21 protein-coding genes are annotated in these 23,914 nt (G+C 61.9%); 17 read left to right on the top strand and 4 right to left on the bottom strand.

Annotation, left to right across the window (positions count from 1 at the left end):
- The first annotated feature begins 25 nt into the window (after positions 1-25).
- The 15 genes from HHL15_RS06900 to HHL15_RS06830 all read left to right on the top strand — a co-directional run bounded on the left by HHL15_RS06900 (position 26) and on the right by HHL15_RS06830 (position 14,944).
- The gene (locus HHL15_RS06900) at positions 26-502 is read left to right on the top strand and encodes a NuoB/complex I 20 kDa subunit family protein (RefSeq protein ID WP_169145099.1); all 477 of its coding nucleotides are present in this window, start codon (positions 26-28) and stop codon (positions 500-502) included.
- Positions 503-521: 19 nt separating this feature from the next.
- Positions 522-1,124 (top strand): NADH-quinone oxidoreductase subunit C, encoded by a 603-nt coding sequence (locus HHL15_RS06895; protein ID WP_169145098.1) that lies wholly within the window; start codon positions 522-524, stop codon positions 1,122-1,124.
- On the top strand, positions 1,117-2,370 hold the full coding sequence (locus HHL15_RS06890) for an NADH-quinone oxidoreductase subunit D (protein ID WP_169145097.1): 1,254 nt from the start codon (positions 1,117-1,119) through the stop codon (positions 2,368-2,370). Before HHL15_RS06895 ends, HHL15_RS06890 begins: the two co-directional genes overlap by 8 nt.
- Before the next feature lie 55 nt (positions 2,371-2,425).
- The gene (nuoE, locus tag HHL15_RS06885) at positions 2,426-2,902 is read left to right on the top strand and encodes an NADH-quinone oxidoreductase subunit NuoE (RefSeq protein WP_169145096.1); all 477 of its coding nucleotides are present in this window, start codon (positions 2,426-2,428) and stop codon (positions 2,900-2,902) included.
- On the top strand, positions 2,899-4,209 hold the full coding sequence (nuoF, locus tag HHL15_RS06880) for an NADH-quinone oxidoreductase subunit NuoF (RefSeq protein ID WP_206198642.1): 1,311 nt from the start codon (positions 2,899-2,901) through the stop codon (positions 4,207-4,209). The genes nuoE and nuoF overlap by 4 nt, the downstream gene beginning before the upstream one ends.
- Positions 4,210-4,216: 7 nt before the next feature.
- Entirely contained in the window at positions 4,217-6,568 is a 2,352-nt protein-coding gene (gene nuoG, locus HHL15_RS06875; protein ID WP_169145095.1) for an NADH-quinone oxidoreductase subunit NuoG, read from the top strand.
- The gene (gene nuoH, locus HHL15_RS06870) at positions 6,568-7,617 is read left to right on the top strand and encodes an NADH-quinone oxidoreductase subunit NuoH (protein ID WP_169145094.1); all 1,050 of its coding nucleotides are present in this window, start codon (positions 6,568-6,570) and stop codon (positions 7,615-7,617) included. The genes nuoG and nuoH overlap by 1 nt, the downstream gene beginning before the upstream one ends.
- A gap of 10 nt (positions 7,618-7,627) precedes the next feature.
- Positions 7,628-8,116, top strand: a complete 489-nt coding sequence (gene nuoI / locus HHL15_RS06865; protein WP_169145093.1) for an NADH-quinone oxidoreductase subunit NuoI — start codon at positions 7,628-7,630, stop codon at positions 8,114-8,116.
- A gap of 42 nt (positions 8,117-8,158) precedes the next feature.
- Positions 8,159-8,761, top strand: coding sequence for an NADH-quinone oxidoreductase subunit J (locus HHL15_RS06860; protein WP_169145092.1), 603 nt, complete (start codon positions 8,159-8,161; stop codon positions 8,759-8,761).
- Positions 8,762-8,794: 33 nt separating this feature from the next.
- Positions 8,795-9,100: an NADH-quinone oxidoreductase subunit NuoK gene (nuoK, locus tag HHL15_RS06855; protein ID WP_169145091.1), complete on the top strand. Its 306-nt coding sequence runs from the start codon at positions 8,795-8,797 to the stop codon at positions 9,098-9,100.
- A gap of 11 nt (positions 9,101-9,111) precedes the next feature.
- Complete coding sequence (gene nuoL, locus HHL15_RS06850; RefSeq protein ID WP_169145090.1) at positions 9,112-11,166, top strand: NADH-quinone oxidoreductase subunit L; 2,055 nt, start codon at positions 9,112-9,114, stop codon at positions 11,164-11,166.
- Positions 11,167-11,242: 76 nt separating this feature from the next.
- The gene (locus HHL15_RS06845; RefSeq protein WP_169145089.1) at positions 11,243-12,724 is read left to right on the top strand and encodes an NADH-quinone oxidoreductase subunit M; all 1,482 of its coding nucleotides are present in this window, start codon (positions 11,243-11,245) and stop codon (positions 12,722-12,724) included.
- A gap of 42 nt (positions 12,725-12,766) precedes the next feature.
- Positions 12,767-14,233: an NADH-quinone oxidoreductase subunit NuoN gene (nuoN, locus tag HHL15_RS06840; RefSeq protein WP_169145088.1), complete on the top strand. Its 1,467-nt coding sequence runs from the start codon at positions 12,767-12,769 to the stop codon at positions 14,231-14,233.
- A gap of 17 nt (positions 14,234-14,250) precedes the next feature.
- A complete protein-coding gene (locus HHL15_RS06835) occupies positions 14,251-14,559 on the top strand; it encodes a DUF2818 family protein (protein WP_169145087.1) in 309 nt (102 codons plus the stop codon).
- A 91-nt stretch (positions 14,560-14,650) separates the two neighbouring features.
- Complete coding sequence (locus HHL15_RS06830; RefSeq protein WP_169145086.1) at positions 14,651-14,944, top strand: DUF3579 domain-containing protein; 294 nt, start codon at positions 14,651-14,653, stop codon at positions 14,942-14,944.
- A gap of 103 nt (positions 14,945-15,047) precedes the next feature.
- Here the strand turns inward: HHL15_RS06830 and HHL15_RS06825 are convergent, their stop codons facing one another.
- Together HHL15_RS06825 and HHL15_RS06820 are read right to left on the bottom strand one after the other, a co-directional pair.
- Entirely contained in the window at positions 15,048-16,292 is a 1,245-nt protein-coding gene (locus tag HHL15_RS06825; protein ID WP_206198640.1) for a pyridoxal-dependent decarboxylase, exosortase A system-associated, read from the bottom strand.
- Positions 16,289-17,893 (bottom strand): acyl-CoA ligase (AMP-forming), exosortase A system-associated, encoded by a 1,605-nt coding sequence (locus HHL15_RS06820; protein WP_169145085.1) that lies wholly within the window; start codon positions 17,891-17,893, stop codon positions 16,289-16,291. Before HHL15_RS06820 ends, HHL15_RS06825 begins: the two co-directional genes overlap by 4 nt.
- A gap of 370 nt (positions 17,894-18,263) precedes the next feature.
- Between HHL15_RS06820 and HHL15_RS06815 the strand changes: the two genes are divergently transcribed.
- Positions 18,264-18,512, top strand: a complete 249-nt coding sequence (locus HHL15_RS06815) for an acyl carrier protein (RefSeq protein WP_169145084.1) — start codon at positions 18,264-18,266, stop codon at positions 18,510-18,512.
- Between the two features lie 198 nt (positions 18,513-18,710).
- Here the strand turns inward: HHL15_RS06815 and HHL15_RS06810 are convergent, their stop codons facing one another.
- A complete protein-coding gene (locus HHL15_RS06810; RefSeq protein WP_169145083.1) occupies positions 18,711-21,443 on the bottom strand; it encodes a nitrate reductase in 2,733 nt (910 codons plus the stop codon).
- 190 nt (positions 21,444-21,633) lie between these two features.
- Entirely contained in the window at positions 21,634-22,575 is a 942-nt protein-coding gene (gene ybiB / locus HHL15_RS06805; protein ID WP_169145082.1) for a DNA-binding protein YbiB, read from the bottom strand.
- Positions 22,576-22,710: 135 nt separating this feature from the next.
- On the opposite strand from ybiB, the gene HHL15_RS06800 reads away from it, so the two are divergent.
- Positions 22,711-23,865, top strand: coding sequence for a PQQ-dependent sugar dehydrogenase (locus HHL15_RS06800; protein WP_206198639.1), 1,155 nt, complete (start codon positions 22,711-22,713; stop codon positions 23,863-23,865).
- Positions 23,866-23,914: the final 49 nt, after the last annotated feature.

Here is a 23,914-nt window from a genome sequence, read left to right as displayed (position 1 = left end):
ACAAATTGTTGCATAGAGGGTTTCTATGAGCATCGAAGGTGTTTTCAAGGAAGGGTTTGTCACCACTTCGCTTGATACGGTAATCAACTGGACTCGTACGGGTTCTCTGTGGCCAATGACTTTCGGGCTCGCCTGTTGCGCCGTCGAGATGATTCATGCGGGCTGCTCGCGTTATGACCTCGACCGGTTTGGCGTGGTGTTCCGGCCCAGTCCCCGGCAGTCGGACCTCATGATTGTTGCCGGTACCCTGTGCAACAAGATGGCGCCCGCACTTCGCAAGGTCTACGACCAGATGTCCGAGCCGCGCTGGGTGATCTCGATGGGGTCCTGCGCAAATGGGGGTGGCTACTACCACTACTCCTATTCCGTTGTGCGTGGCTGTGACCGGATCGTGCCGGTTGATGTCTATGTGCCTGGTTGCCCCCCGACCGCGGAAGCGCTGCTTTACGGCATCGTTCAACTTCAGAACAAGATCAAGCGCGAATGCACCATCGCCCGCTGATTGCTGAGCATTGACCATCATGAGTGAAAAACTTGAGCGTCTGAGCCAAGTCCTGGCAGAAAAGCTGGGCGAGCGGGCTAAAAGTCTCGTTCTGGCGAGCGGCGAACTGACCCTGCTTGTGTCTGCCCGGGACTATTCCTCCGTGGCGCTGCTGCTGCGCGACGATCCCGATCTGAGGTTTGAGCAACTCGTCGACCTGACCGGGCTGGATTATTCTTCCTATGCAGGACAGGAGCAGCCGGGCCGTTTTGCGGTTGCGGTGCATCTGCTGTCCGTCAGCAAGAATGTCCGTCTGCGTCTCCGGGTCTTCGCGGACGACGAGTCCTTTCCCATGCTGGATTCCGTCTGCGATGTCTGGCCGAGCGCAAACTGGTTCGAGCGTGAGGCTTTTGACCTGTTTGGCATCGTGTTCCCGAATCACCCGGACCTTCGCCGGATTCTCACGGATTACGGCTTTGTCGGCTATCCGTTCCGCAAGGATTTTCCGGTGTCTGGCTATGTGGAAATGCGCTACGACCAGGAGCTGGGCCGCGTGGTCTATCAGCCGGTCAGCATTGAGCCGCGTGAGAATACCCCGCGCATCGTGCGCGACGAAAATTATGGAAATGTAGGCAATGGCTGAGATCCGCAACTACACCATCAATTTTGGCCCCCAGCACCCGTCTGCGCACGGGGTGTTGCGCTTGGTGCTTGAGCTTGACGGCGAAGTGGTCGAACGTGCGGATCCGCATATCGGACTATTGCACCGCGGCACCGAGAAGCTGGCTGAAACCCGGACCTGGGTGCAGTCGGTTCCTTACATGGATCGCCTCGACTACGTCTCCATGATGTGCAACGAGCACGCGTATTGCATGTCCATCGAGCGTCTGCTCGGGCTGGAAGTGCCGTTGCGTGCCCAGTACATCCGCGTCCTGTTCGACGAGATCACCCGCGTCCTCAATCACCTGCTGGCGGTCGGCACTCACGCGCTTGATATTGGCGCAATGACGATGGTGCTTTACACCTTCCGCGAGCGGGAAGATCTGATGGACGCCTATGAGGCGGTTTCCGGTGCCCGGATGCACGCGGCCTATTACCGCCCGGGTGGCGTGTATCGCGATCTGCCCGACCGGATGCCGCAGTACGAAGTGTCCAAGTGGAAGTCCGCCAAGACCGTCAAGGAACTCAATGAGAATCGGCAGGGTTCCCTGCTGGACTTCCTTGAGGACTTTACCCAGCGCTTCCCCAAGTACGTCGACGAATACGAGACCCTGCTGACCGACAACCGGATCTGGAAGCAGCGTACCGTCGGTATCGGTGTGGTGACGCCCGAGAAGGCGCTTGCTCTCGGTTTCTCCGGAGTGATGCTGCGTGGCTCCGGCATTGAGTGGGATCTGCGCAAGAAGCAGCCCTACGAAGTTTACGACCAGGTCGATTTCGATGTGCCGGTTGGCGTTGAAGGCGATTGCTACGACCGCTATCTGTGCCGCATCGAGGAGATGCGTCAGTCCAACCGCATCATGAAGCAGTGCATCGACTGGCTGCGCAAGAATCCCGGTCCGGTCATTTCTTCCAACCACAAGGTTGCACCCCCGTCCCGCGAGCGGATGAAGGGCAATATGGAAGAGCTGATCCACCATTTCAAGCTGTTCACCGAAGGCATGCACGTTCCGCCGGGTGAGGTCTACGCAGCGGTAGAGCACCCGAAGGGCGAATTCGGCGTCTATGCGGTGTCGGACGGCGCCAACAAGCCGTACCGTCTGAAGCTCCGCTCGCCGGGCTTTGCGCACCTCTCCGCCATGGATGAAATGTCCCGGGGGCACATGATCGCCGACGTGGTGGCGATCATCGGCACGATGGACATCGTGTTCGGCGACGTCGACCGTTGATGCGGTCGAGTCGGCCTGCGACCTTAACGACATTCTGCAGACAGTAGATACGAAAATGCTTAGTCCGGAATCCCTGAAGAAGATCGATCGCGAGATCGCCAAATACCCTCCCGACCAAAAGCAGTCGGCGTCCATGGGCGCCTTGCGCATCGCGCAGGAGGAGAAGGGCTGGCTCGCGAGCGAAACCATCGAGTTCGTGGCCGAGTACTTGGGTATGCCGGCGATCGCCGTCTATGAGGTGGCGAGTTTCTACAACATGTACGACCTCGCGCCCGTCGGTGCGAAGAAGATCTCCGTCTGCACCAACCTTCCCTGCGCGCTGTCGGGTGGTGTGCATGCCGCCGATTACATCAAGAAGAAGCTGGGTATCGACTTCAACGAAACCACGGCGGACGGCCAGTTCACCCTGAAGGAGGGTGAATGCATGGGCGCCTGCGGCGACGCACCTGTACTTCTTGTGAATAATCACCGGATGTGCAGCTGGATGACCGAAGAGAAAATCGACCAACTCCTGGCTGATCTGAAAAAATGACTTCACAAGGCATTATCCTCTCCGGCCTCGATGGAGACCGAACCTGGCGGCTGGCTGACTATGTGAAGCGCGGCGGCTACGATGCGCTCAGGAAGATCATCGCGGAGAAGATCCCCGCGGATCAGATCATCAGCGAGGTCAAGAAGTCTGCGCTGCGCGGCCGCGGTGGCGCAGGCTTTCCCACCGGCCTGAAGTGGAGCTTCATGCCCCGTGCTTTCCCGGGCGCGAAGTACATCGCCTGCAACTCGGACGAGGGCGAGCCTGGCACCTTCAAGGATCGGGACATCCTCCGTTACAACCCACACTCCGTGATCGAGGGCATGGTCATTGCCGGCTATGCGATGGGTTGCGAGCGGGGTTACAACTATATCCATGGTGAGATCTTCGAAACCTATGAGCGTTTCGAAGAGGCGTTGCAGGAGGCGCGTGAAGCCGGCCTGCTCGGCAACAACATCCTGGGGTCGGATTTCAGCTTCGACCTGTTTGCCCACCACGGCTACGGTGCGTATATCTGTGGTGAGGAAACCGCATTGCTGGAGTCGATCGAGGGCAAGAAGGGGCAGCCCCGCTTCAAGCCGCCGTTCCCGGCCAGTTTCGGTCTGTACGGCAAGCCGACGACCATCAACAACACCGAGACCTTCGCATCCATTCCCTACATCATCCGTGAGGGTGGGGATGCCTTCCTGGCGCTGGGCAAGCCCAATAATGGCGGCACCAAGCTCTTCTCGGTGTCGGGCCATGTCAACAAGCCCGGCAACTACGAGATTCCGCTGGGCACGCCGTTTTCCACCCTGCTTGAGATGGCCGGTGGTGTGCGCGGCGGGCGCAAGCTGAAGGCAGTGATCCCGGGCGGTTCCTCGGCGCCGGTCCTGCCTGCTTCGGTGATGATGGACTGCACCATGGACTACGACTCGATCTCCAAGGGCGGGTCGATGCTGGGTTCCGGCGCCGTCATCGTTATGGACGAGACGACCTGCATGGTCAAGGCGCTCGAGCGACTCTCGTACTTCTACTTTGAAGAGTCCTGCGGTCAATGCACGCCGTGCCGAGAAGGCACCGGCTGGCTGTACCGGGTCGTGCATCGCATCGAGAACGGCCTCGGCCGTCCGGATGACCTCGACCTGCTCAACAGCGTGACCGCCAACATCATGGGCCGCACCATCTGTGCCCTGGGCGACGCGGCCTCCATGCCGGTGCAGAGCTTCGTTAAGCACTTCGGCGACGAGTTCGCGTTCCACATTGAACACAAGAAGTGCCTCGTGCCGAAGGATGTTCAGCACGAAGGCAGCAAGATTTACGTAGCGTAGGCTCGACATGCTAGAAATCGAAATTGACGGAAAGCAGTTGCAGGTTCCTGACGGTAGCACCGTCATGGAAGCGGCCACCCAGGTCGGCGCCTATGTGCCGCATTTCTGCTATCACAAGAAGCTGTCCATTGCGGCCAACTGCCGGATGTGTCTCGTCCAGGTCGAGAAGGCCCCGAAGCCCTTGCCGGCTTGTGCGACCCCGGTCACCAACGGCATGAAGGTGTGGACCCACTCCGAACAAGCCGTGAAGGCGCAGAAGGGTGTGATGGAGTTTCTCCTGATCAACCACCCTCTGGACTGCCCGATCTGTGACCAGGGTGGTGAATGCCAGCTGCAGGATCTGTCCGTGGGTTACGGCGGCGTGCAGTCCCGCTACGAGGAAGAGAAGCGCGTGGTCTCCAACAAGGACCTCGGCCCCCTCGTCTCGACCGACATGACCCGGTGCATCAATTGCACCCGCTGCGTGCGCTTCACCACCGAGATCGCCGGCCTGATGGAGCTTGGCCAGGCCTTCCGCGGTGAGCATGCGGAGATCATGCCCTTCGTTGAGAAAACCATCGAGACCGAGCTGTCGGGCAACATCATCGACCTGTGCCCGGTTGGTGCCCTCACTTCCAAGCCTTTCCGCTTTGGTGCCCGTGCCTGGGAAATGTCCCGGCGCAAGTCGGTGAGCCCCCATGACTCCCTTGGCAGCAATCTCGTTGTCCAGATCAAGAATGATCAGGTCAAGCGTGTGCTGCCCCTCGAAAACGAGGAACTCAACGAGTGCTGGCTGTCCGACAAGGATCGTTTCTCTTATGAAGCGCTGGCTTCGGAGGAGCGTCTGACCAGGCCGATGATAAAGCAGGGTGGTCAGTGGACCGAGGCCGATTGGGCCACCGCACTCGAGTACGTTGCAAACGGCCTGAAGTCTGTCACCGCCGAGCACGGTGCGGCGTCTATCGGTGCGCTCGCGTCACCGCACAGCACGCTTGAGGAGCTGTACCTGACCCAGGCGGTGGTTCGCGGCCTGGGTTCCGGGAACGTTGATTTCCGCCTGCGCCAGTCCGATTTCTCTGCAGATGGCAAGCGCGAGGGTGCTCCGTGGCTCGGCATGCCGGTCAGCAAGATCGGCAGTCTTGATCGCCTGTTCGTGATCGGCAGCTTCTTCCGCAAGGATCATCCGCTCATCGCCCAGCGCATCCGTCAGGCTGCCAAGCGTGGCTTGAAGGTGAGCGCGCTGAATCCGGCCTTCGACGACTGGCAACTGCCGGTTGTCAATGCCTTGAACGTTCGGCCGAGCGCCATGGCATCGAGCCTGCTGGCCGTGCTGAAGGGCTTGGTCGAGATTTCCGGCGAGGCTTACGACGGCGAATATGCAGCCGCGCTCGCCGGTGCATCCTCCGAGCCAGCCGCTCGCGCCATTGCCGAGAGTATTGCCTCCGGTCGGCGCAGTGCCGTCTGGCTGGGCAACCTGGCCGTGCAACATCAGGATGCGGCAACGCTGCATGCCCTGGCACAGGAGATCGCCCGCGTCGCCAAGGCAACCTTCGGCGTCGTCGGCGAGGCCGCCAACAGCGTCGGTGGCTACATCGCCAACGCCGTGCCTGTGGCTGGCAAGGGCCTCAACGCTGCTCAGATGCTGGCCAGCCCGCTCAAGGCCTACCTGCTTCTGAACCTCGAGCCTGAGCTCGATACGGCAGCCGGCAGCAGTGCGCTGCGCACTCTTGGCAAGGCGGAGATGGTGGCGGTGTTCTCGGCATTCAAGTCTGCTGCCGCGCTCGAGTACGCCGACGTGATTCTGCCGGTCGCCCCATTCACCGAGACTGCCGGCACCTACGTCAACTGCGAAGGCCGGGCCCAGTCCTTCTACCCCGTCGTCAAGCCACGTGGCGAAGCGCGGCCGGGCTGGAAGGTCCTCAAGGTCATCGGCGACATGCTGGGTCTTGAAAGCTGCTCCGTCGATAGCATCGAGGATGTGCGCAAGCGTGTTCTCGGGGCGGATGGTTTCGTCGAACCGGCCAAGCTGGGCAATGCAGTTCATGGTGTCGAGCTGAAGATCGCTCCGGCATCGGTCAGGCTGGAGCGCGTGGCAGATGTGCCCATCTACTTTGCCGACCCCATTGCCCGTCGTTCCGCAGCACTGCAGCAAACCACCGACGCGGCAGAGCCGAAGGCCCGCGTGTCGAAGGCTACGCTGGCACAGATCGGTATCGACTCGGGCGCCCGCGTGAAGCTTGTTTCTTCCGAGGGATCGGTCGTGGTCACCCTGATCGAGGACGAAGGCGTTGCCGGCGGTTGCGTCAGGCTGGCGGCTGCCCACGTCCTTACGGCGCCTCTCGGGGCGCTCAATGGTGAAGTCAGCGTGGAGCGGGTGTAATGGAAGCCATCATCGAGCCGGTAGCGGCATTGTTCGGGCCGGTCTGGCCCCTCGTCTGGTCCCTGCTGAAGATCATCGGCATCATTGCGCCGCTGTTCCTGTGCGTTGCCTACCTGACTCTGGCCGAGCGCAAGGTCATCGGCTACATGCAGGTCCGCATCGGCCCCAACCGCGTGGGCCCGCGTGGCTTGTTGCAGCCGATCGCCGACGGCGTGAAGCTGCTGCTGAAGGAGATCATCGTTCCATCCGGCGCCAACAAGGGCCTCTTCATCATCGGTCCGGTGCTGGCGCTGGCGCCCGCCCTGGCTGCCTGGGCGGTGGTGCCGTTCTCGGATGGCTGGGTCGTCGGCAACGTTGATGCTGGTCTGCTGTTCCTGCTGGCGGTCACCTCGATCGAAGTCTATGGCGTGATCATCGCGGCCTGGGCATCGAACTCCAAATACGCCTTCCTCGGCGGCATGCGTGCTGCGGCCCAGATGGTGTCCTACGAGATTGCGATGGGTTTTGCGCTGGTCTGCGTGTTGATGATCTCCTCCAGCCTGAATCTGACCGAGATCGTTGCAGGGCAGGGCAGGGGCCAGTGGGCGGAATGGGGTTTCGGTTTCCTGAGCTGGAACTGGCTGCCGTTGTTCCCGATGTTCATCGTTTATCTGATCTCCGGCATCGCTGAAACCAACCGCGCGCCTTTCGACGTGGTGGAAGGCGAATCGGAAATCGTGGCCGGTCACATGGTGGAGTACTCCGGGATGGCGTTTGCGCTGTTCTTCCTGGGTGAGTACGCCAACATGATCCTGATCTCGGCACTCACGTCCATTTTGTTCCTGGGTGGCTGGCTGTCGCCGGTGGGATTCCTGCCTGACAGCTTCCTGTGGCTGGTAGTCAAGACCTCGTTCATCCTGTTCCTGTTCCTCTGGTTCCGGGCAACCTTCCCCCGGTTCCGCTACGACCACATCATGCGTCTGGGCTGGAAGGTGTTCATTCCCCTGACCTTGTTCTGGGTCGTGGTGGTGGCGATCTGGGTGATGTCGCCGTTGTCGATCTGGAAGTGAGGAGAAGAAGATGGGTTCTATGAAAGATTACGTTGGCAGTCTTTTCCTCAAGGAACTGTTGAAGGGCATGGCGCTGACCGGGCGTCACTTCTTCGCACGGAAGATCACGGTCCAGTTCCCCGAGGAGAAGACCCCGCAGAGTTCCCGCTTCCGGGGGCTCCATGCCCTGCGCCGGTATCCCAACGGCGAGGAGCGGTGCATTGCGTGCAAGCTTTGCGAAGCAATTTGCCCTGCACTGGCGATCACCATCGAGTCCGAGCAGCGCGATGACGGTTCCCGTCGGACGAGCCGTTACGACATCGATCTGACCAAGTGCATTTTCTGTGGTTTCTGTGAGGAAGCCTGCCCGGTGGATGCGATTGTCGAAACCCGGGTGTTCGAATATCACGGAGAGAAGCGCGGCGATCTCTACTACACCAAGCAGATGCTGCTGGCAGTCGGAGACCGCTACGAGTCGCAGATCGCCAAGGATCGGGAAGCCGATTCCAAGTATCGCTAAGGCGACAGCACACGAGCCAAATCTTCTTTGCGGGTCACGTATATGGATTTCCAGACAGCAGTCTTCTACTTCTTTTCGACGGTCCTGGTGCTATCGGCGCTGCGCGTGATCACCGCGCGCAACCCGGTGCACGCCGCCCTGTTCCTCGTCCTCACGTTCTTTACTGCCGGTGGCATCTGGATGCTGCTGCGTGCTGAGTTCCTGGCCATTGCCCTGGTGATGGTTTACGTGGGCGCGGTCATGGTGTTGTTCCTGTTCGTCGTGATGATGCTGGACATCAACCTTGATCGTATCCGTGAGGGGTTCTGGAGCTACCTGCCTGTGGGGGCAGTGATCGGCCTGCTGATGGTGATCGAGATGGCGATCGTGCTCGGCGGCAAGTACTTCGGTCTTGAGGGCATGCCGGCACCGGCGGATCCGGGTGAGGGCTACAGCAACACCAAGGAGCTGGGGCGTCTTCTCTATACCGAGTATGTGTATCCGTTCGAACTCGCATCTATCGTCCTGCTGGTTGCGATGATCGCGGCGGTTGCTCTGACGCTGCGCAAGCGCACCAACGTGAAGGTGGTCGATCCTGCTGCCCAGGTGGCAGTCAAGCGTGACGATCGCGTACGCATCGTTTCGATGCGTGCAGAAAAAGACTGAAAATTCTGCTGACGATCGTCAGGGGGGGTATTAATGCTTTCTTTGTCTCATTATCTGATTCTCGGGGCGATACTGTTTTCGATCGGTATTGTCGGGATCTTCCTTAATCGCAAGAATTTGATCGTTCTGCTGATGGCCATCGAGCTGATCCTGCTCGCTGTCAATATGAACTTCATCGCCTTCTCCCATTATCTCGGGGACGCTGCGGGTCAGATCTTTGTTTTCTTCATTTTGACCGTCGCTGCGGCCGAAGCCGCAATCGGTCTGGCCATTCTCGTTGCGTTGTTCCGCAATCTGCGGACGATTCACGTTGATGACCTGGATAGCCTCAAGGGATAAGGAAGCGTTCGATGACTGGGATGCAGAAGCTCTATCTGTTGGTACCCCTGGCACCCTTGTTCGGCGCTATCGTTGCCGGTCTGTTCGGTAAGGTGGTCGGACGTGCAGGTGCCCATACGGTCACCATTCTGGGTGTTGCCGTTTCTTTCGTCTCCTCCCTGTTCGTCTTCCAGGACGTGCAGGCAGGTAACGCCTTCAATGGCACTCTCTACACTTGGGCGACCAGCGGTGGGCTGACCTTCGAGGTCGGCTTCCTGATCGACACCCTGACGGTCATGATGATGCTGGTCGTGACCTTCGTGTCCCTGATGGTGCACATCTACACCATCGGCTACATGTCCGAGGATCCTGGTTACCAGCGTTTCTTCAGCTACATCTCACTGTTCACCTTCTCCATGCTGATGCTGGTGATGTCGAACAACTTCCTGCAGCTGTTCTTCGGCTGGGAAGCGGTAGGCCTTGTCTCCTATCTGCTGATCGGTTTCTGGTATACCCGTCCGACGGCCATCTTTGCGAACATGAAGGCCTTCCTGGTGAACCGCGTGGGCGACTTCGGTTTCCTGCTCGGGATCGGTCTGGTGGCAGCTTATGCCGGCACCCTCAATTACGCCGAAGTGTTCGCCAAGGCCGACTCGCTCGTCGCCATGACCGTGCCGGCTACCGGCTGGCCGCTCATGACCGCCATCTGTATCGGCCTGTTCATCGGCGCCATGGGTAAATCCGCTCAGGTTCCGCTGCACGTCTGGCTGCCCGACTCCATGGAAGGCCCGACCCCGATCTCCGCGCTGATCCACGCCGCGACGATGGTGACCGCAGGCATCTTCATGGTTGCCCGCATGTCGCCGCTGTTCGAGTTGTCCGAGACCGCACTGTCCTTCGTGCTGGTGATCGGCGCCACGACCGCGCTGTTCATGGGTTTCCTCGGCATCGTCCAGAACGACATCAAGCGGGTTGTGGCTTACTCGACCTTGTCGCAGCTTGGTTACATGACTGTGGCCCTGGGTGTGTCTGCATATTCCGCGGCCGTGTTCCACCTGATGACCCACGCGTTCTTCAAGGCGCTGCTGTTCCTCGGAGCGGGTTCAGTGATCATTGGCATGCACCACGATCAGGACATGCGCAACATGGGCGGTCTGTGGAAATACATGCCGGTCACCTGGATCACCTCGCTGCTGGGTTCCCTGGCCCTGATCGGTTTCCCCTTCCTGTCCGGCTTCTATTCCAAGGACATGATCATCGAAGCGGTGAAGCTGTCGCACCTCCCGGGTTCCGGCTACGCGTACTTCTGCGTGATCGCAGGTGTCTTCGTCACTGCCTTCTATTCCTTCCGGATGTACTTCCTGGTCTTCCACGGCGAGGAGCGCTTCGGCAAGGCTCATGACGACCATCACGCTCACGATGATGGCCATGCCGATGCTCATGCTGATGGTCATGACGACCATCATGATGACCACGCGGACGAGCATCACCATGGTCTCGCTCCGGGTCAGAAGCCGCATGAGTCTCCGTGGGTCGTGACCGTGCCGCTTGCGCTGCTTGCCATTCCGTCCGTGATCGTCGGTTACCTCACCGTCGAGCCCATGCTGTTCGGAGGCTTCTTCGACAAGGTCATCCACATGAGCGAAGCCCACGGGGTGATGCATGAGCTGGGCGAGGAGTTCCACGGCGCTGCCGCCATGGCGATCCACGGCCTGACCTCGCTGCCCTTTGCCCTGGCGATGGCGGGTGTCGTGCTGGCCTACGTCTTCTACATGGTTGCCCCGGCGATTCCGGCCGCCATCATGCGGACCTTCAAGCCCCTCCACACCCTGCTGGAGAACAAGTACTACTTCGACCGTTTCAACGAGCTGGTTTTCGCCGGTGGCGCCCGCCTGCTGGGCCGCGGGTTGTGGAAGTTCGGTGACCAGGCGCTGATCGACGGCATGGTGGTCAACGGCTCCGCCAAGTTCGTCGGGTTTGTTGCCCAGCTCTCCAAGCTGTTCCAGAGCGGGCATATCTACCAGTATGCGTTTTCGATGATCATCGGTGTCTTCATCCTGCTGACCTTCTGGTTCAACCGCGGATAAGCCCGACCCATCGATCAAGGGTTATAGAGATTTAGGACTTGAGCGCCGCTCGCGGTGCATAGAACGGAAAGTAGAGATGACGGGTATTCCATTCCTCAGCCTTGCGATTTGGGTTCCGATCGTTGGTGGCCTGCTGGCACTCGCCACGGGTTCGGACCGCAATGCGTCGGCCGCCAGATTCGTGGCGCTGTTCTTCGCGCTCGCGGGTCTTGCTGTCAGCATTCCGCTCTACACCGGCTTCGATGTCACCACGAGTGCGATGCAGTTCGTCGAGTCCTACGCCTGGATTCCGCGCTTCAACATCTACTACTCGCTGGGTGTGGATGGCATTTCGGTGCTCTTCGTGCTCCTCAACAGCTTCATCACCCTCATCGTGGTGATTGCGGGCTGGGAAGTCATCCAGGTCAAGGTGGGGCAGTACATGGCAGGCTTCCTGATCATGTCGGGCCTGATCAACGGCATCTTCTCTGCCCTTGATGGCGTGTTGTTCTACGTCTTCTTCGAGGCTTCGCTGATCCCGCTGTTCATCATCATCGGTGTGTGGGGCGGGCCGAACCGGGTCTATGCGGCGATCAAGTTCTTCCTCTACACCCTGGCCGGCTCCCTGCTGATGCTGATCGCGCTGCTCTATCTGTTCATGGAGTCGGGTGGCAGCTTCAACATCCTCGATTGGCACCAACTGAAGCTGGGCATGGATGTTCAGTCCTTGATCTTCTGGGCCTTCCTTGCTTCGTTTGCGGTCAAGATTCCGATGTTTCCGGTGCACACCTGGCTGCCTGATGCTCACGTGGAAGCGCCGACTGGTGGTTCCATCGTGCTGGCTGCCATCGGTCTGAAGCTGGGTGCTTACGGCTTTCTGCGGTTCTCCCTGCCGATCGCTCCGGATGCAAGCCAGGCCTTCGCGCCGCTGATCATCACGCTGTCCCTGATAGCCGTCATCTACATCGGTTTCGTGGCCCTGGTCCAGACTGACATGAAGAAGCTGGTGGCCTATTCATCGATCTCCCATATGGGCTTCGTCACCCTGGGCTTCTTCATCTTCAACCCGCTGGGTATGGAAGGTGCGCTGGTTCAGATGATCTCCCACGGCTTCGTGTCGGGTGCCATGTTTGCGTGTATCGGCGTGCTGTACGACCGCATGCACTCGCGCCAGATCGCCGACTACGGTGGTGTGGTCAATGTGATGCCGAAGTTCGCGGCGCTCTTCATGCTGTTCTGCATGGCGAACTCCGGTCTGCCCGCCACCTCCGGCTTCGTCGGAGAGTTCATGGTTGCCCTGGGGGCTGTCCAGTTCAATTTCTGGGTGGGTTTTGCTGCTGCGACGACGCTGATCGTCGGCGCCGCCTACACCCTCTGGATGTACAAGCGCGTCGTGTTCGGTGCCATCACGAATCACCATGTTTCCGAGCTGACAGACATCAATAACCGGGAGTTTGTGTTCCTCGCGATCCTTGCCGTCTGCGTCCTGGTGATGGGTATCTACCCCTTCCCGGTCACGGAAGTCATGCATGCGTCTGTCAATGACCTGCTCAAGCATGTTGCTGCCAGCAAGCTCTGACACCGAGTCAATGAGAAAAACCCTTCGGATTGTGGGCTGAAGATGAACTTTGTTATCCCTGATTTTTATCCAGCGGCGGCTGAACTATTCGTCGTCGCCATGTCCTTCGCGATTCTCCTGATCGGCACCTTCGTCAGGGACTCCCGGAACATCGTCTATTTCCTGACCCAGTTCACGCTGGTGGGGGCTGCGGCCGTCACCATCATGACCATGGATGGGCAGGTCAATTTCACGTTCAGCAACATGTACGTGGACGACCTGATGGGCGACTTCCTGAAGCTGATGCTGTACTTCTCCGTGGCCATCGTGCTGGTGTATTCCCGCGGCTACATGCAGGACAGGAAGATCGAGTCCACCGAGTACTACATGCTCGCCATCTACGCCACGCTCGGCATGATGGTGATGATCTCGGCGAACCACTTCCTGACCATCTACCTCGGCCTGGAACTGCTGTCCCTGTCCCTGTATGCGATGGTTGCGCTGCAGCGCGACAGCGCCCGGGCGACCGAAGCGGCAATGAAGTACTTCGTTCTCGGCGCGCTGGCCTCCGGTCTGCTGCTCTATGGCATTTCCATGATCTACGGTGCCACCGGCACCCTTGAGATCTCGGGCGTGGCGCAGGCCATCTATCACCAGGCCGGTAATCGCACCATCCTGATGTTCGGTCTGGTGTTCGTTGTCGCGGGTCTGGCTTTCAAGCTCGGTGTCGTGCCCTTCCACATGTGGATTCCGGACGTCTATCACGGCGCCCCGGCGGCCATCACCCTGTTCATTGCATCGGCGCCCAAGCTGGCTGCGTTTGCGATGGCCATGCGCCTGCTGGTCAACGGGCTGTTCGAACTGGCGGATCAGTGGCAGTCGATGCTGATGTTCCTGGCGGTGCTCTCCATCATCCTGGGCAACCTCGCCGCCATCGCGCAAAGCAACATCAAGCGCATGCTGGGTTATTCCGGTATCTCGCACATGGGCTTCATGTTGCTGGGCCTGATGTCCGGCGTGGTGGGCGGGGATCGTCACTTTGCCCTCAACGCCTACAGCTCCTCGATGTTCTACGTGGTGTCGTACGTGCTGATGAGCATGGCGTCCTTCGGCGTGGTCCTGCTGTTGTCGCGTGCCGGCTTCGAAGCCGAGACCCTCGACGATTTCAAGGGCCTCAACAAGCGCAGCTCGTGGTTTGCTGGTGTGATGGCGATGGTGATGTTCTCGATGGCAGGCATCCCGTTCTTCATCGGCTTCTTTGCCAAGTTCTCGGTGCTGCAGGCGGTGGTTGCTGCCGGCTACATCTGGATCGCAGTCCTGGCGGTGGTGATGTCGCTGATCGGCGCCTTCTACTATCTGCGTGTCGTCAAGGTGATGTTCTTTGACGAGCCGGTTGATTCGACGCCGCTGACCGCCTCTGCTGACATGCGTGTTCTGCTGTCGATGAACGGTGTGGCGATTGCTGCGCTCGGATTGATGCCGCAGACCCTGATGTCACTGTGTGCGTATTCCCTGCTCGGTTCGCTGTAAGAGCCGGCTGAGAGACGATGATGGCCGGAACCCTGGGAGTTATTGCGCTTCTGTGCGTTCTGGCCAATCTGCCGTTTTTCACTGAACGACGTTTCCTGGGGCTTATCCCCCGGCGAAACGGGAAGTCCGGGGCGGTGGTTGCCCTTGAGGTCCTGATCCTCTTTACCTCGGCACTGCTGGTGTTCCGTGGCCTGGAGATGGGATCCTACGGTGCAGCCTATGGACAGGGCTGGGAGTTCTATGTGGTCGCGGCCTGCCTTTTCGCCGTGGCGGGATTCCCGGGTTTTGTCAGGCGCTACCTGTGGAAGGAGTCGGTTGCTGTTTGAGGGGTTGATACGGGCTTGACGAGGCCCGAAGTCGGGTCGGCTTGAGTCGGATGTTGCCTTTTGTCGTAGTGATTAATCTTGTTGATTTGGCATGATTCCTAAGGTCGATAACTTCGTGATTGTGGGGCGCACCAGTGACGGGAGGACTTTCCGTCCGAGCGACTGGGCCGATCGTTTGTGCGGGATCATGTCAGCCTTCGGTGCTGACCACCGCATGACCTATTCTCCCTATGTCCGCCCAGCCTGCAATCTGCGCGGGGACAAGACTGTGCTTGTGGATGCGCGCATTCACGATATAGAGCCGCTTGCCTACAATTTCCTGAAGAATTTTGCCAAGGACAATGATCTGCAGGTTGAGCTTCTCCCCGACGATTGTTTCCTCTGACAGTCTTATCGGTCTCGAATCCGCTTCCGGCCATTGACGCGAATGTTGAAACGGCCCGACTTCACGAAGAAGTCGGGCCGTTTGCATTATGACCGGCTGATTGTCAGACCAGCACTTCGACCAGGTCCGGGTGGCTGAGAAAGCCCCGGGGGCTGGCTGTCGCACCGTAGGCACCCGACTGGTAAACCACCACCAGATCGCCCGGCTGTGCGTCAGGCAGGTTCATTCGGTCGGCCAGAATATCCAGGGGCGTGCACAAGGGGCCGACGACGGAGACAGGGCCTGCGTTTGCGTCGTTCATCCTGTTGCCGATGCTGACCGGATAGTTCTTGCGGATGACCTGGCCAAAGTTGCCGGAAGCCGACAGGTGGTGGTGAAGACCGCCATCCGTCACCAGGTAGGTGTGCCCGCGGGAGACCTTGCGGTCGATGATCCGGGACACGTAGATGCCTGCTTCGCCGACCAGGTAGCGCCCAAGTTCGATGACGATCTCGGCGTCCGGCATCTTCTCGGCGGCCTCCCGCTGGATGGCTGCCAGATTGTCCGCGATGGCCGACAGATCAATGCGTTGTTCGCCCGGAAAATAGGGAATGCCAAAGCCACCGCCGAGATTGAGGAAGCGAACCGGGGAGGGGGCATGCTCGGCGAGGCGCAGGGCCAGTTCAAAGCTCTTGCGCTGGGCTTCCACGATGGCTTCCGGGCGCAGGTTCTGCGAGCCGGCGAACAGGTGGAAACCCTCGAAGGCCAGCCCGGCCTGGCCGATGGCGGCAAGCAGTTCGGGGACCTGCTCCGCATCCACTCCAAACTGCTTGGGGCCACCGCCCATCTTCATACCCGAACTCTTCAGCTCGAAGTCGGGATTGACCCGGACTGCGACGCGAACCGGCCATCCACTGGCCTGGCGGATGGCGCCCAGTTCATTCACTTCGCGGAAGGACTCGATATTGATCAAGATGCCCGCCGCAACCGCTTGTCGAAGCTCTTCGTGACGCTTGCCGGGGCCTGCAAAGCTGATCTCGCGTGGATCGGCACCGCAGTCCAGGGCGACCTGGAGTTCCTGGGCGGAGGCGACGTCGATGCCGTCCACCAGGCGTGCCATGTGACCGACCACGGCAGGCATGGGATTGGCCTTCATGGCGTAGTGAATCTTGATGCCCTTGGGGAGGGCGTCGCGGAGTTCCTTGCTGCGGCGGGTCAGGAGCTCACGGTCGTAGGCATAGAAAGGCGTCTGGCCAACCCGGGCAAGCAGACGTCCGAGGGGGATGCCGCCCACCAGCAGTTCGCCTGCCTCGCTCGTGAATTGGTCCATCGGGGCGTGGACCGGCTTTTCCCGGCTGCTTTCAGTCATGCTTGTACCTTGCTGCGATTTTCGAATTCAGTGGAAAGCGCCTTGCGGTCGATCTTGCCATTGGGATTGCGGGGAAGGGGGCCGTCTCTTGCCTCGATGACCGCCGGAACCATGTAGGCCGGCATGCGCTGCTTGCACTCGACAAGCAGGGCCTGGGTGTCCAGGGGAGCGCCGTCACGTCCGCTGGCAATCACGCAGATGGCTTGTCCCAGCGTTGGATGGGGGACCCCGAAGGCTGCGCACTCTCCCACCAGTTGTGTGCCGTAGAGGACTTCCTCGACCTCGGTGGGGCTGACCCGGTATCCGGAGGTCTTCATCATCTCGTCCCGGCGCCCGATGAAGTACAGGTAGCCGTCCTCGTCACGTCGAACCGTGTCTCCGGAGAAAACCGCAATCTCCGGCAGCACCAGGCCGCTGTGGCGGGCAGGGGCACCGTTGGGCAGGGGCTTGAAGCGCTCCTCGGTCTTGAGCGGGTCGTTCCAGTAGCCCATCGCGACATGAGCCCCCCGCTGCACGAGTTCACCAGGCTCGTTAGGGCTGCATTCGCTGCCGTCCTCCCGCAGCACCAGCACCTCGGCGTTGGGAATGGCCTTGCCGATGGAGTCGGGGCGCCGGTCGACTTCTCCGGGAGGCAGGTAGGTGGCGCGGAAAGCCTCGGTCAGGCCGTACATCAGGAAAGGCTGGGTGCGGGGCAGGTGGGCACGCAGGGTGGTGAGGGTGTCCAGGGGCATGCGGCCACCTGTGTTGGCGAAGTAGCGGAGATGCTCCGTCACTGTTTCGGGCCATTTCAGCTGGGCCAGCTGGATGTAGAGGGGGGGCACCGCGGTCAGGCCGGTGACCCGCTCGCGGACGACGGCCTTGAGGACATCCTGAGGGAAAAGGTAATTCAGCAGGACGACCCGGGCACCGCTGAAGAACGCAGTGGTCAGCTGGGAGAAGCCTGCATCGAAGGACAGGGGCAGGGCCGCCAGCAAGGTATCGTCGGGATTGTTGCCGAGATAGCTGGCGACGCTCTTGGCGCCGGTCACCATGTTGCGATGTGACAGCACCACGCCTTTGGGCCGGCCGGTACTGCCGGAGGTGTAGAGGATGGCCAGCATGTCCGACTCGGTGATGCGATGAGCCTGCCTGGGTGGCGCCGACATGAAATCGTCCCAGCGGTGTACGCCAAGGCCTTCCATGGCAGGCAGCTCGGCGGGGTTGCCGGTCAGCACCACATGCCGGAGGTCCGGGCAATGGGCCAGTGCCTCGCTCATCTGGGGCAGGCGCTCCGGCGATGTGACCAGCACACGCACATTGCAGTCCTGCAGGATGTAGGCGACCTGCTGGGCCTTGAGAATCGGGTTGATCGGTACGAAGGCCGCACCGGCGGCGGCGCTTCCGAATGATCCGATGACAGTCTCGAAGCGCTTGTCGAGATAGATCCCGATGCGGTCGCCGCGTTCCACGCCCAGGGCCAGCAGGCCGTTGGCAAAGGCCTGGCAGCGTTCGGCGAGCACGGCGTAGCTGAGTTCGGCCTTGCCGTCACCGAGGGCAATGGCGTCGGGGCGCCTTTCAGCTGAATGGATGATGAGGTGGTGGAGAGCGTAACTGTTGTCCATTGCGCTATTCGACGAGGCTGATCGTTGGATGGGGCGTAATCGCCGGCGAACCAGGGGCAGGGCTCATGAGCCGAATGCAGTGCCCCGGCTGAAACGAGCGGAAGCCGAAATTGTAGTCAAGTTTGCAGTCTGGGTATGTGTCATTGTTGGTGGGGTGATGCCGGGGGCGTTACCCTTGATTGAAACCTCGAGTGCAAACAAAGGTTGCGTTCGGAGTGGAGCCGGGAAAGTTGTTGCCGGGTATTATCGAAGCAAGGTAATTTGTCGCCCAGCCGGTTCCCCAATGTCGCATATAATCACCGTTGCCCCTTTCTTCTGAAGTGGCACGGTCCATGACCGACGTCTGATCTAGTTATGCTGGAGTGTACTTTTGGATACGAAGAAGGAAGTGCTGTCGCTTCTCGACGAAGTTCTGAGCCTGGGTGGCGCCGCCGCCCGGTTTGATCTGGATACCCCTTTGCTGGGAGCCCTGCCGGATCTGGACTCGATGGCGGTGGTGGGTCTGATCAACATGCTCGAGGAGCATTTCGGTTTCATCGTCGGTGATGACGAAATCGACGGATCGACGTTTGCTTCTGTAGGTTCACTGGTGGAATTCGTCAACGCCAAGCTGGCCTGATCCCAACGGGCGGTCCGCCCGTTCTTATTTGAAATGTCAGGTTTTCGTGTGCACCCGGAATTTTCCTTTCGGGTGCCACGGGAATAGTCGCGTCCAGGTATGTCCGGACGACCAAGGGCTCGGCTCGCGACTTTCGTCGCAGGCCGAGCCCTTGTCTTTGTGGGTGTCCGTCCCTTCGCTGGTATGCCCCCGGGTCTGTCAGTGCTTGCTGGCCTGGGCCAGCCGTTTCAGCTCGGGCACGCAGGAGCCGCAATTGGTCCCGCAGCGGGTGCGCGCCTGAAGTGCGTCAAGCGTCTCACCGTTGCGGAAGGCCGTGGCGATATCCTCCTCCGCAACGTCAAAGCAGTTGCAGATGACCTTGCCGCGTGCGGATTGCCCTGCCGGTGGCTGGGTCAGCGGGGCGAGAAGCCAGGGGCGTACCGCCGCGGCGGAATGGCCCTGCACCATCATGTCGGCCAGCCAGTCGGCCGCCCGGGTTTCCCCGGCCAGGCGTACGGCGGCCAGTGAGTCGCCCTCCACCAGGGCCCGCTTCGCCACGTCCCGGCGCGTGTCCTGGTAGGACAGCACCTTGGTCGGGTCATCCAGGGCCAGATCCCGGTCCAGGGCTTCCATCAACTGGGGTGCCAGTTCGTCGCCCTGGGCCTTCAGCACCACCACCGGGGCGTTGCGGCCGGCCAGGGTCAGGCTGGCATAGGGGAAATGCGGCAGCCAGCGACGCAGGCGGTCCATCAGCTCCAGCGGGTTGGGATGCAACTCCCCGTTGGCATCGGGCTCCGAGCGGCGCATGGCCACGAGGGCTTTGCCGGCCTTGTACTTCTCCACCTGCACGGCGGCATGCTTGAGTTCGGGCTGCTTGGAGTACGGATCGAAGGCTGATGGCAGCAGCACGTTGACGCCCTGGCCGCCCATGGTATTGCCACCCCAGTGCATTGGCACGAAGGTCTGGCCGGGCCGCAGGGTGGCGGACTCGAGTACCTTCAGGACCACGTCGCCACGCTTGCTCTTGACCTGCACCAGGTCACCGCTGGCCAGGCCGCGGCGTTCCATGTCGTCCTTGTGCATGTGCAGCATCGGTTCCGGTTCGTGGCTGTACAGGCGGGCCACCAGGCCGGTGCGGCTCATCCCGTGCCACTGGTCGCGCAGGCGTCCGGTATTGAGGTGCAGCGGGTAACGGGCGCTGGGCGATTCGGCGGTGATGCGGTGCTCGGTGAGGACGAAGCGGGCCTTGCCGCTGGGGGTCGGGAAGACTCCGTCCTCGTAGAGGCGCACCTTGCCTGCGTCGGCTCCTTCCGGGAAGGGCCATTGCTGGGGTCCGGCGTTCTCGAGAAGGCTGTAGCTCAGGCCGGTGATGTCGAGGTCACGACTGCGGGTGGATTCCCGGTGCTCGTTCCAGATGGACTCCGGCGTGGTGTAGGGGAACATCCGCGCGGCAAGGTCTGCCTTGCCCATGTGGATGCCCAGACGCCGGGCGAAATCCACCACGATCGCCCAATCGTGGCGGGCTTCGCCCGGCGCGGACACGGCGGCCCGGACGCGACTGATGGCGCGTTCCGAGTTGGTGACAGTGCCATCCTTTTCTCCCCAGGTGGTGGCGGGCAGGAGGAGGTCGGCGTAGGCGCAGGTTTCGGTATGGCCGAAGGCTTCCTGCACGACAACGAATTCGGCCTTGGCCAGGGCTTCGTGGATGAGCGCCTGGTCGGGCATGGACTGGGCCGGGTTGGTACAGGCGATCCAGATCGCCTTGATCTCCCCGCTGCGCAGGCCGTTGAACATTTCCACCGCGCTCTTGCCGGGCTGGGCGGGTACGTCGTCCACGCCCCACAGGGCGGCAACTTCAGCCCGGTGCTCAGGGTTGGCCATGTCCCGGTGGGCGGACAGCAGGTTGGCCAGGCCACCGACCTCACGGCCACCCATCGCATTGGGCTGGCCGGTCAGCGAGAAGGGGCCGGCGCCGGGGCGGCCGATCTGGCCGGTGGCCAGGTGCAGGTTGATCAGCGCCGAGTTGTTGTGGGTGCCGAACGAATACTGGTTGAGCCCCTGGCAATACATGGACATCGTGGCCGGCGCAGTGGCGAAGATCTCCGCGGCCTGCTCGATGGCTTTTTTCTCCAGCCCGCAGAGGGTGGCTGCCATGGCCGGGGTGTACTCCCGCACGGCCTTCTTGACGGCATCGAAGCCTTCCGTGTGGGCCTCGATGTAGTCCCGGTTCACCCAGCCTTCCCACAGCATCACGTGGAGCATCGCGTTGTACAGCGCGATGTCGGTGCCGGGCAGCAGGGGCAGATGCAGGTCGGCCGCTTCGGCGGTGTCGGTGCGGCGGGGGTCGACGACCACCAGCTTCATGCCGGGCCTGGCCTTGCGGGCATCCTCGATGCGCCGGAAGGCGATCGGGTGGGCAAAGGCGGTATTGCTGCCGGTAATGAAAAGGGCGTGGCTGTGGGCAATGTCCTCGTAGCTGCAGGGCGGGGCGTCGGCGCCCAGGCTGAGCTTGTAGCCGGCCACTGCGCTGGACATGCACAGGCGCGAGTTGGTATCCAGGTTGTTGGTGCCGATCAGGCCCTTCACCAGCTTATTGAAGACGTAGTAGTCCTCGGTCAGGAGTTGGCCTGCGCCATACACCGCCACGGCGTCCGGGCCGTGCTCGGCGATGATCGCGGCAAAGCGCTCCGCGGCGGTATCCAGCGCGGTGTCCCAGCTGACCCGTTCGCGGCCGGCATTGCGGTCGGTACGTAGCGCCGGGTACAGGGCCCGGGCAATCAGGGTGTCGGGTGCGGCCGACAGGTGCAGGGTGGAGCCCTTGGTACACAAGCGGCCAAAGTTGGCCGGGTGGTCCGGGTCTCCACGCACGCCGGTAATGCGGCCGGCCTCATGTTCGATTACGACACCGCAGCCTACGCCGCAGTAACAACAGGTGGATTTGGTTTCTGCCATCACGACTCCTCTTGGAGACTGATAAGCAGGGTTTGTGCCAAGCGTTGAATGCAGGCTGGGCGGCACTTTCCGCCCGTATCGGGCGCGATGTCAGCGGAGGGATGCACCAGTACGGGGCCCGGCGGCTTCCTCGTGGTGCGTGGTGCTTGAAGCGCCGCACCACGATTGGGCGCGGCGCGGCGGGGGCGGATCAGTCTCGCGGGATCAGGCTCAGCTCGCGCAGCGCCGCGACCTGATCGAGGATGGGCTGGGGGATGGGCCGCCCGCCGGCCAGCATGGTGCGGATCAGGTCTGCGTTGGCAGCGATGGCCGGGTCGTCTGGCAGGCCTTCGATGGGCGGTGCGCCGCCTTCCTCGGCAGGAAAGGCAATATGCGCCTGGCTGCCCGAGAAGACTTCCAGCAGAGGACGCCGGCGGGGGTTGGCAAAGGCCTCGCCTTCGGTGCCGCGCAGCAGCATGGCGACGGCGCCCAGCGCGACCAGGTGGGCGTGGATGCGCTCGAGGTACTCCGGATGGGTCATCGAGACCACCCGCACGCTGTGGCCGGGGGCTGGGTCGAGCAGCTTGGCCAGGGTGTGGGCGCTGTTGCGAACCCCCAGGCGCGGGCGCAGGGCCAGCAGGCGGACGAGGCCCGGAGCGAGGCTGTCGAGGTTTAGGCAGGCCAGGCGGGAGTCGGCCAGGGCTGTTTCGGCCGCCGCGATGTCGGCCGCCGGCTGGATGTCCAGCGCGGCGAGCAGCTCGAAGGGGCTGACCCGGCTATCGAAGTCATGGCGCCCCTGGATCAGCACCGGAATCCCTTCACGGGCCAGCAGCATGGCCAGCAGCGGCATCAGGTTGGCCTGGCGGCGGGCGCCATTGTAGGTGGGCAGCACCACCACGCGGGGGCCGGGCGGGACCTTGACGTGGGCCGTGCGGGCGTCGAGGGCGCGCTGGAAGCCGATCAGCTCGTCGAGGGATTCGGCCTTGATGCGCATGGACAGGATGATGGCGCCCAGCTCCAGGTCGGGCACCACGCCGTCCATCATGTCGGCAAACAGGGATTCAGCCTGGTCGGTGGTCAGCGGGCGGGAGCCTTTCGGCCCGCGTCCGATCTCCTTGATGAGGGGCGCGTAGGAGAGGGAGGCGTTGGACATGGTTGACGGCTATGGCGGGTAATCGGACGTTCGAGTGTAGCGGATGCGGCACTGCATCAGGCAAATTGCGGCAGGGACGAACGGCCTTTGGGTATCGGTGTCCATTCCTCAAGTTGATGATGCACGGAGGTTCCAATGGCAGAGCGGATCGGGGGTCGTACAGCAGGACGGGGCCGCTGGTGGGCCGGGCTGTGCCTGATGGTGGCGGCCTGGACGGCAGCGGCCGGAGCGCCGCCGATGGAGCGCCTCAAGCTGCCGCCGGGCTTTCGCATCGAGGTCCTGACCGACCAGGTGCCCGGCGCCCGTGGGCTGGCCCTGGGCGACTTCGCCGGTGGCAAGGGCGTGGTCTATGTGGGTAGCCGGAGTGAAGGGAAGGTGTATGGGGTCGAGGTTGACGGGGTCCGGGCTCCGCGTGTGCATGTGCTGGCAAGCGGCCTTGAGCAGCCCGTCGGCGTGGCCTACCGCAACGGCTCGCTGTTCGTGTCGGCAGTGTCGCGGATCGTCGCGCTGGACGACGTCGCCCGCCGCCTCGCCGATCCGCCGCCACCGCGGGTGGTGAGCGGGAGCTTCCCCACGGAGCGCCACCACGGCTGGAAGTTCATCGCCTTCGGGCCGGATGGCTGGCTGTATGTTCCTGTGGGCGCACCCTGCAACATCTGCGAGCCGGACCCGGAGCGCTACGCCAACATCCAGCGCATGCGGCCGGACGGCTCGGCGGTCGAGGTGGTGGCGCGTGGCGTGCGCAATACGGTGGGCTTCGACTGGCATCCGGCGGATGGCCGGCTGTGGTTCACCGACAACGGCCGCGACATGCTGGGGGACGACCTGCCCTCCGACGAGCTCAACCGCGTCGCCCGGCCGGGCGAGCATTTCGGCTATCCCTATTGCCACCAGGGCGACCTGCCGGATCCGGACTTTGGACGCAAGCAGCGCTGTGAGGCCTTTGTGCCGCCGGTGGCCCGCCTGGGAGCCCACGTGGCGGCGCTGGGGATGCGTTTCTACACCGGCAGCATGTTTCCGGCGGCCTACCGCAACAACATCTTCATTGCCGAGCATGGTTCCTGGAACCGCAGCCGCAAGTCCGGCTACCGGGTGGTGCGGGTCGAGGTCGACGCCGCCGGCAGGCAGGCGCAACAGACGGTCTTTGTGGACGGCTGGCTGCAGGTCGATGCGCTGGGACGGGAACGGGTCCTCGGCCGGCCCGCCGATGTGCTGGTGATGCCCGATGGAGCCCTGCTGATCAGTGACGATCTGGCCGGCGTGATCTACCGGGTCAGCCATGGAGGCTGAGGGTCGAAGGGGCCGGGGGGCTGCGCGGATTGCGCTGGCGTCCGGCGGC

It is taken from the genome of Zoogloea dura (genome assembly GCF_012927165.1).
Classification (GTDB): Bacteria; Pseudomonadota; Gammaproteobacteria; order Burkholderiales; family Rhodocyclaceae; genus Zoogloea; species Zoogloea dura.
The sequence above is the reverse complement of the archived record's forward strand: the minus strand, read 5'-3'. Positions and strand labels throughout refer to the sequence as shown.

Excerpts from the sequence above, each read along its gene's own strand:
- nuoN (WP_169145088.1), top strand. The coding sequence starts at position 12,767 with ATGAACTTTGTTATCCCTGATTTTTATCCAGCGGCGGCTGAACTATTC.
- HHL15_RS06900 (WP_169145099.1), top strand. The coding sequence starts at position 26 with ATGAGCATCGAAGGTGTTTTCAAGGAAGGGTTTGTCACCACTTCGCTT.
- HHL15_RS06810 (WP_169145083.1), bottom strand. The coding sequence starts at position 21,443 with ATGGCAGAAACCAAATCCACCTGTTGTTACTGCGGCGTAGGCTGCGGT.
- HHL15_RS06820 (WP_169145085.1), bottom strand. The coding sequence starts at position 17,893 with ATGGACAACAGTTACGCTCTCCACCACCTCATCATCCATTCAGCTGAA.
- ybiB (WP_169145082.1), bottom strand. The coding sequence starts at position 22,575 with ATGTCCAACGCCTCCCTCTCCTACGCGCCCCTCATCAAGGAGATCGGA.
- HHL15_RS06830 (WP_169145086.1), top strand. The coding sequence starts at position 14,651 with ATGATTCCTAAGGTCGATAACTTCGTGATTGTGGGGCGCACCAGTGAC.
- nuoI (WP_169145093.1), top strand. The coding sequence starts at position 7,628 with ATGGGTTCTATGAAAGATTACGTTGGCAGTCTTTTCCTCAAGGAACTG.
- nuoL (WP_169145090.1), top strand. The coding sequence starts at position 9,112 with ATGACTGGGATGCAGAAGCTCTATCTGTTGGTACCCCTGGCACCCTTG.
- HHL15_RS06890 (WP_169145097.1), top strand. The coding sequence starts at position 1,117 with ATGGCTGAGATCCGCAACTACACCATCAATTTTGGCCCCCAGCACCCG.
- nuoE (WP_169145096.1), top strand. The coding sequence starts at position 2,426 with ATGCTTAGTCCGGAATCCCTGAAGAAGATCGATCGCGAGATCGCCAAA.
- HHL15_RS06845 (WP_169145089.1), top strand. The coding sequence starts at position 11,243 with ATGACGGGTATTCCATTCCTCAGCCTTGCGATTTGGGTTCCGATCGTT.
- nuoH (WP_169145094.1), top strand. The coding sequence starts at position 6,568 with ATGGAAGCCATCATCGAGCCGGTAGCGGCATTGTTCGGGCCGGTCTGG.
- HHL15_RS06825 (WP_206198640.1), bottom strand. The coding sequence starts at position 16,292 with ATGACTGAAAGCAGCCGGGAAAAGCCGGTCCACGCCCCGATGGACCAA.
- nuoG (WP_169145095.1), top strand. The coding sequence starts at position 4,217 with ATGCTAGAAATCGAAATTGACGGAAAGCAGTTGCAGGTTCCTGACGGT.
- HHL15_RS06895 (WP_169145098.1), top strand. The coding sequence starts at position 522 with ATGAGTGAAAAACTTGAGCGTCTGAGCCAAGTCCTGGCAGAAAAGCTG.
- HHL15_RS06800 (WP_206198639.1), top strand. The coding sequence starts at position 22,711 with ATGGCAGAGCGGATCGGGGGTCGTACAGCAGGACGGGGCCGCTGGTGG.
- nuoF (WP_206198642.1), top strand. The coding sequence starts at position 2,899 with ATGACTTCACAAGGCATTATCCTCTCCGGCCTCGATGGAGACCGAACC.
- nuoK (WP_169145091.1), top strand. The coding sequence starts at position 8,795 with ATGCTTTCTTTGTCTCATTATCTGATTCTCGGGGCGATACTGTTTTCG.
- HHL15_RS06860 (WP_169145092.1), top strand. The coding sequence starts at position 8,159 with ATGGATTTCCAGACAGCAGTCTTCTACTTCTTTTCGACGGTCCTGGTG.
- HHL15_RS06835 (WP_169145087.1), top strand. The coding sequence starts at position 14,251 with ATGATGGCCGGAACCCTGGGAGTTATTGCGCTTCTGTGCGTTCTGGCC.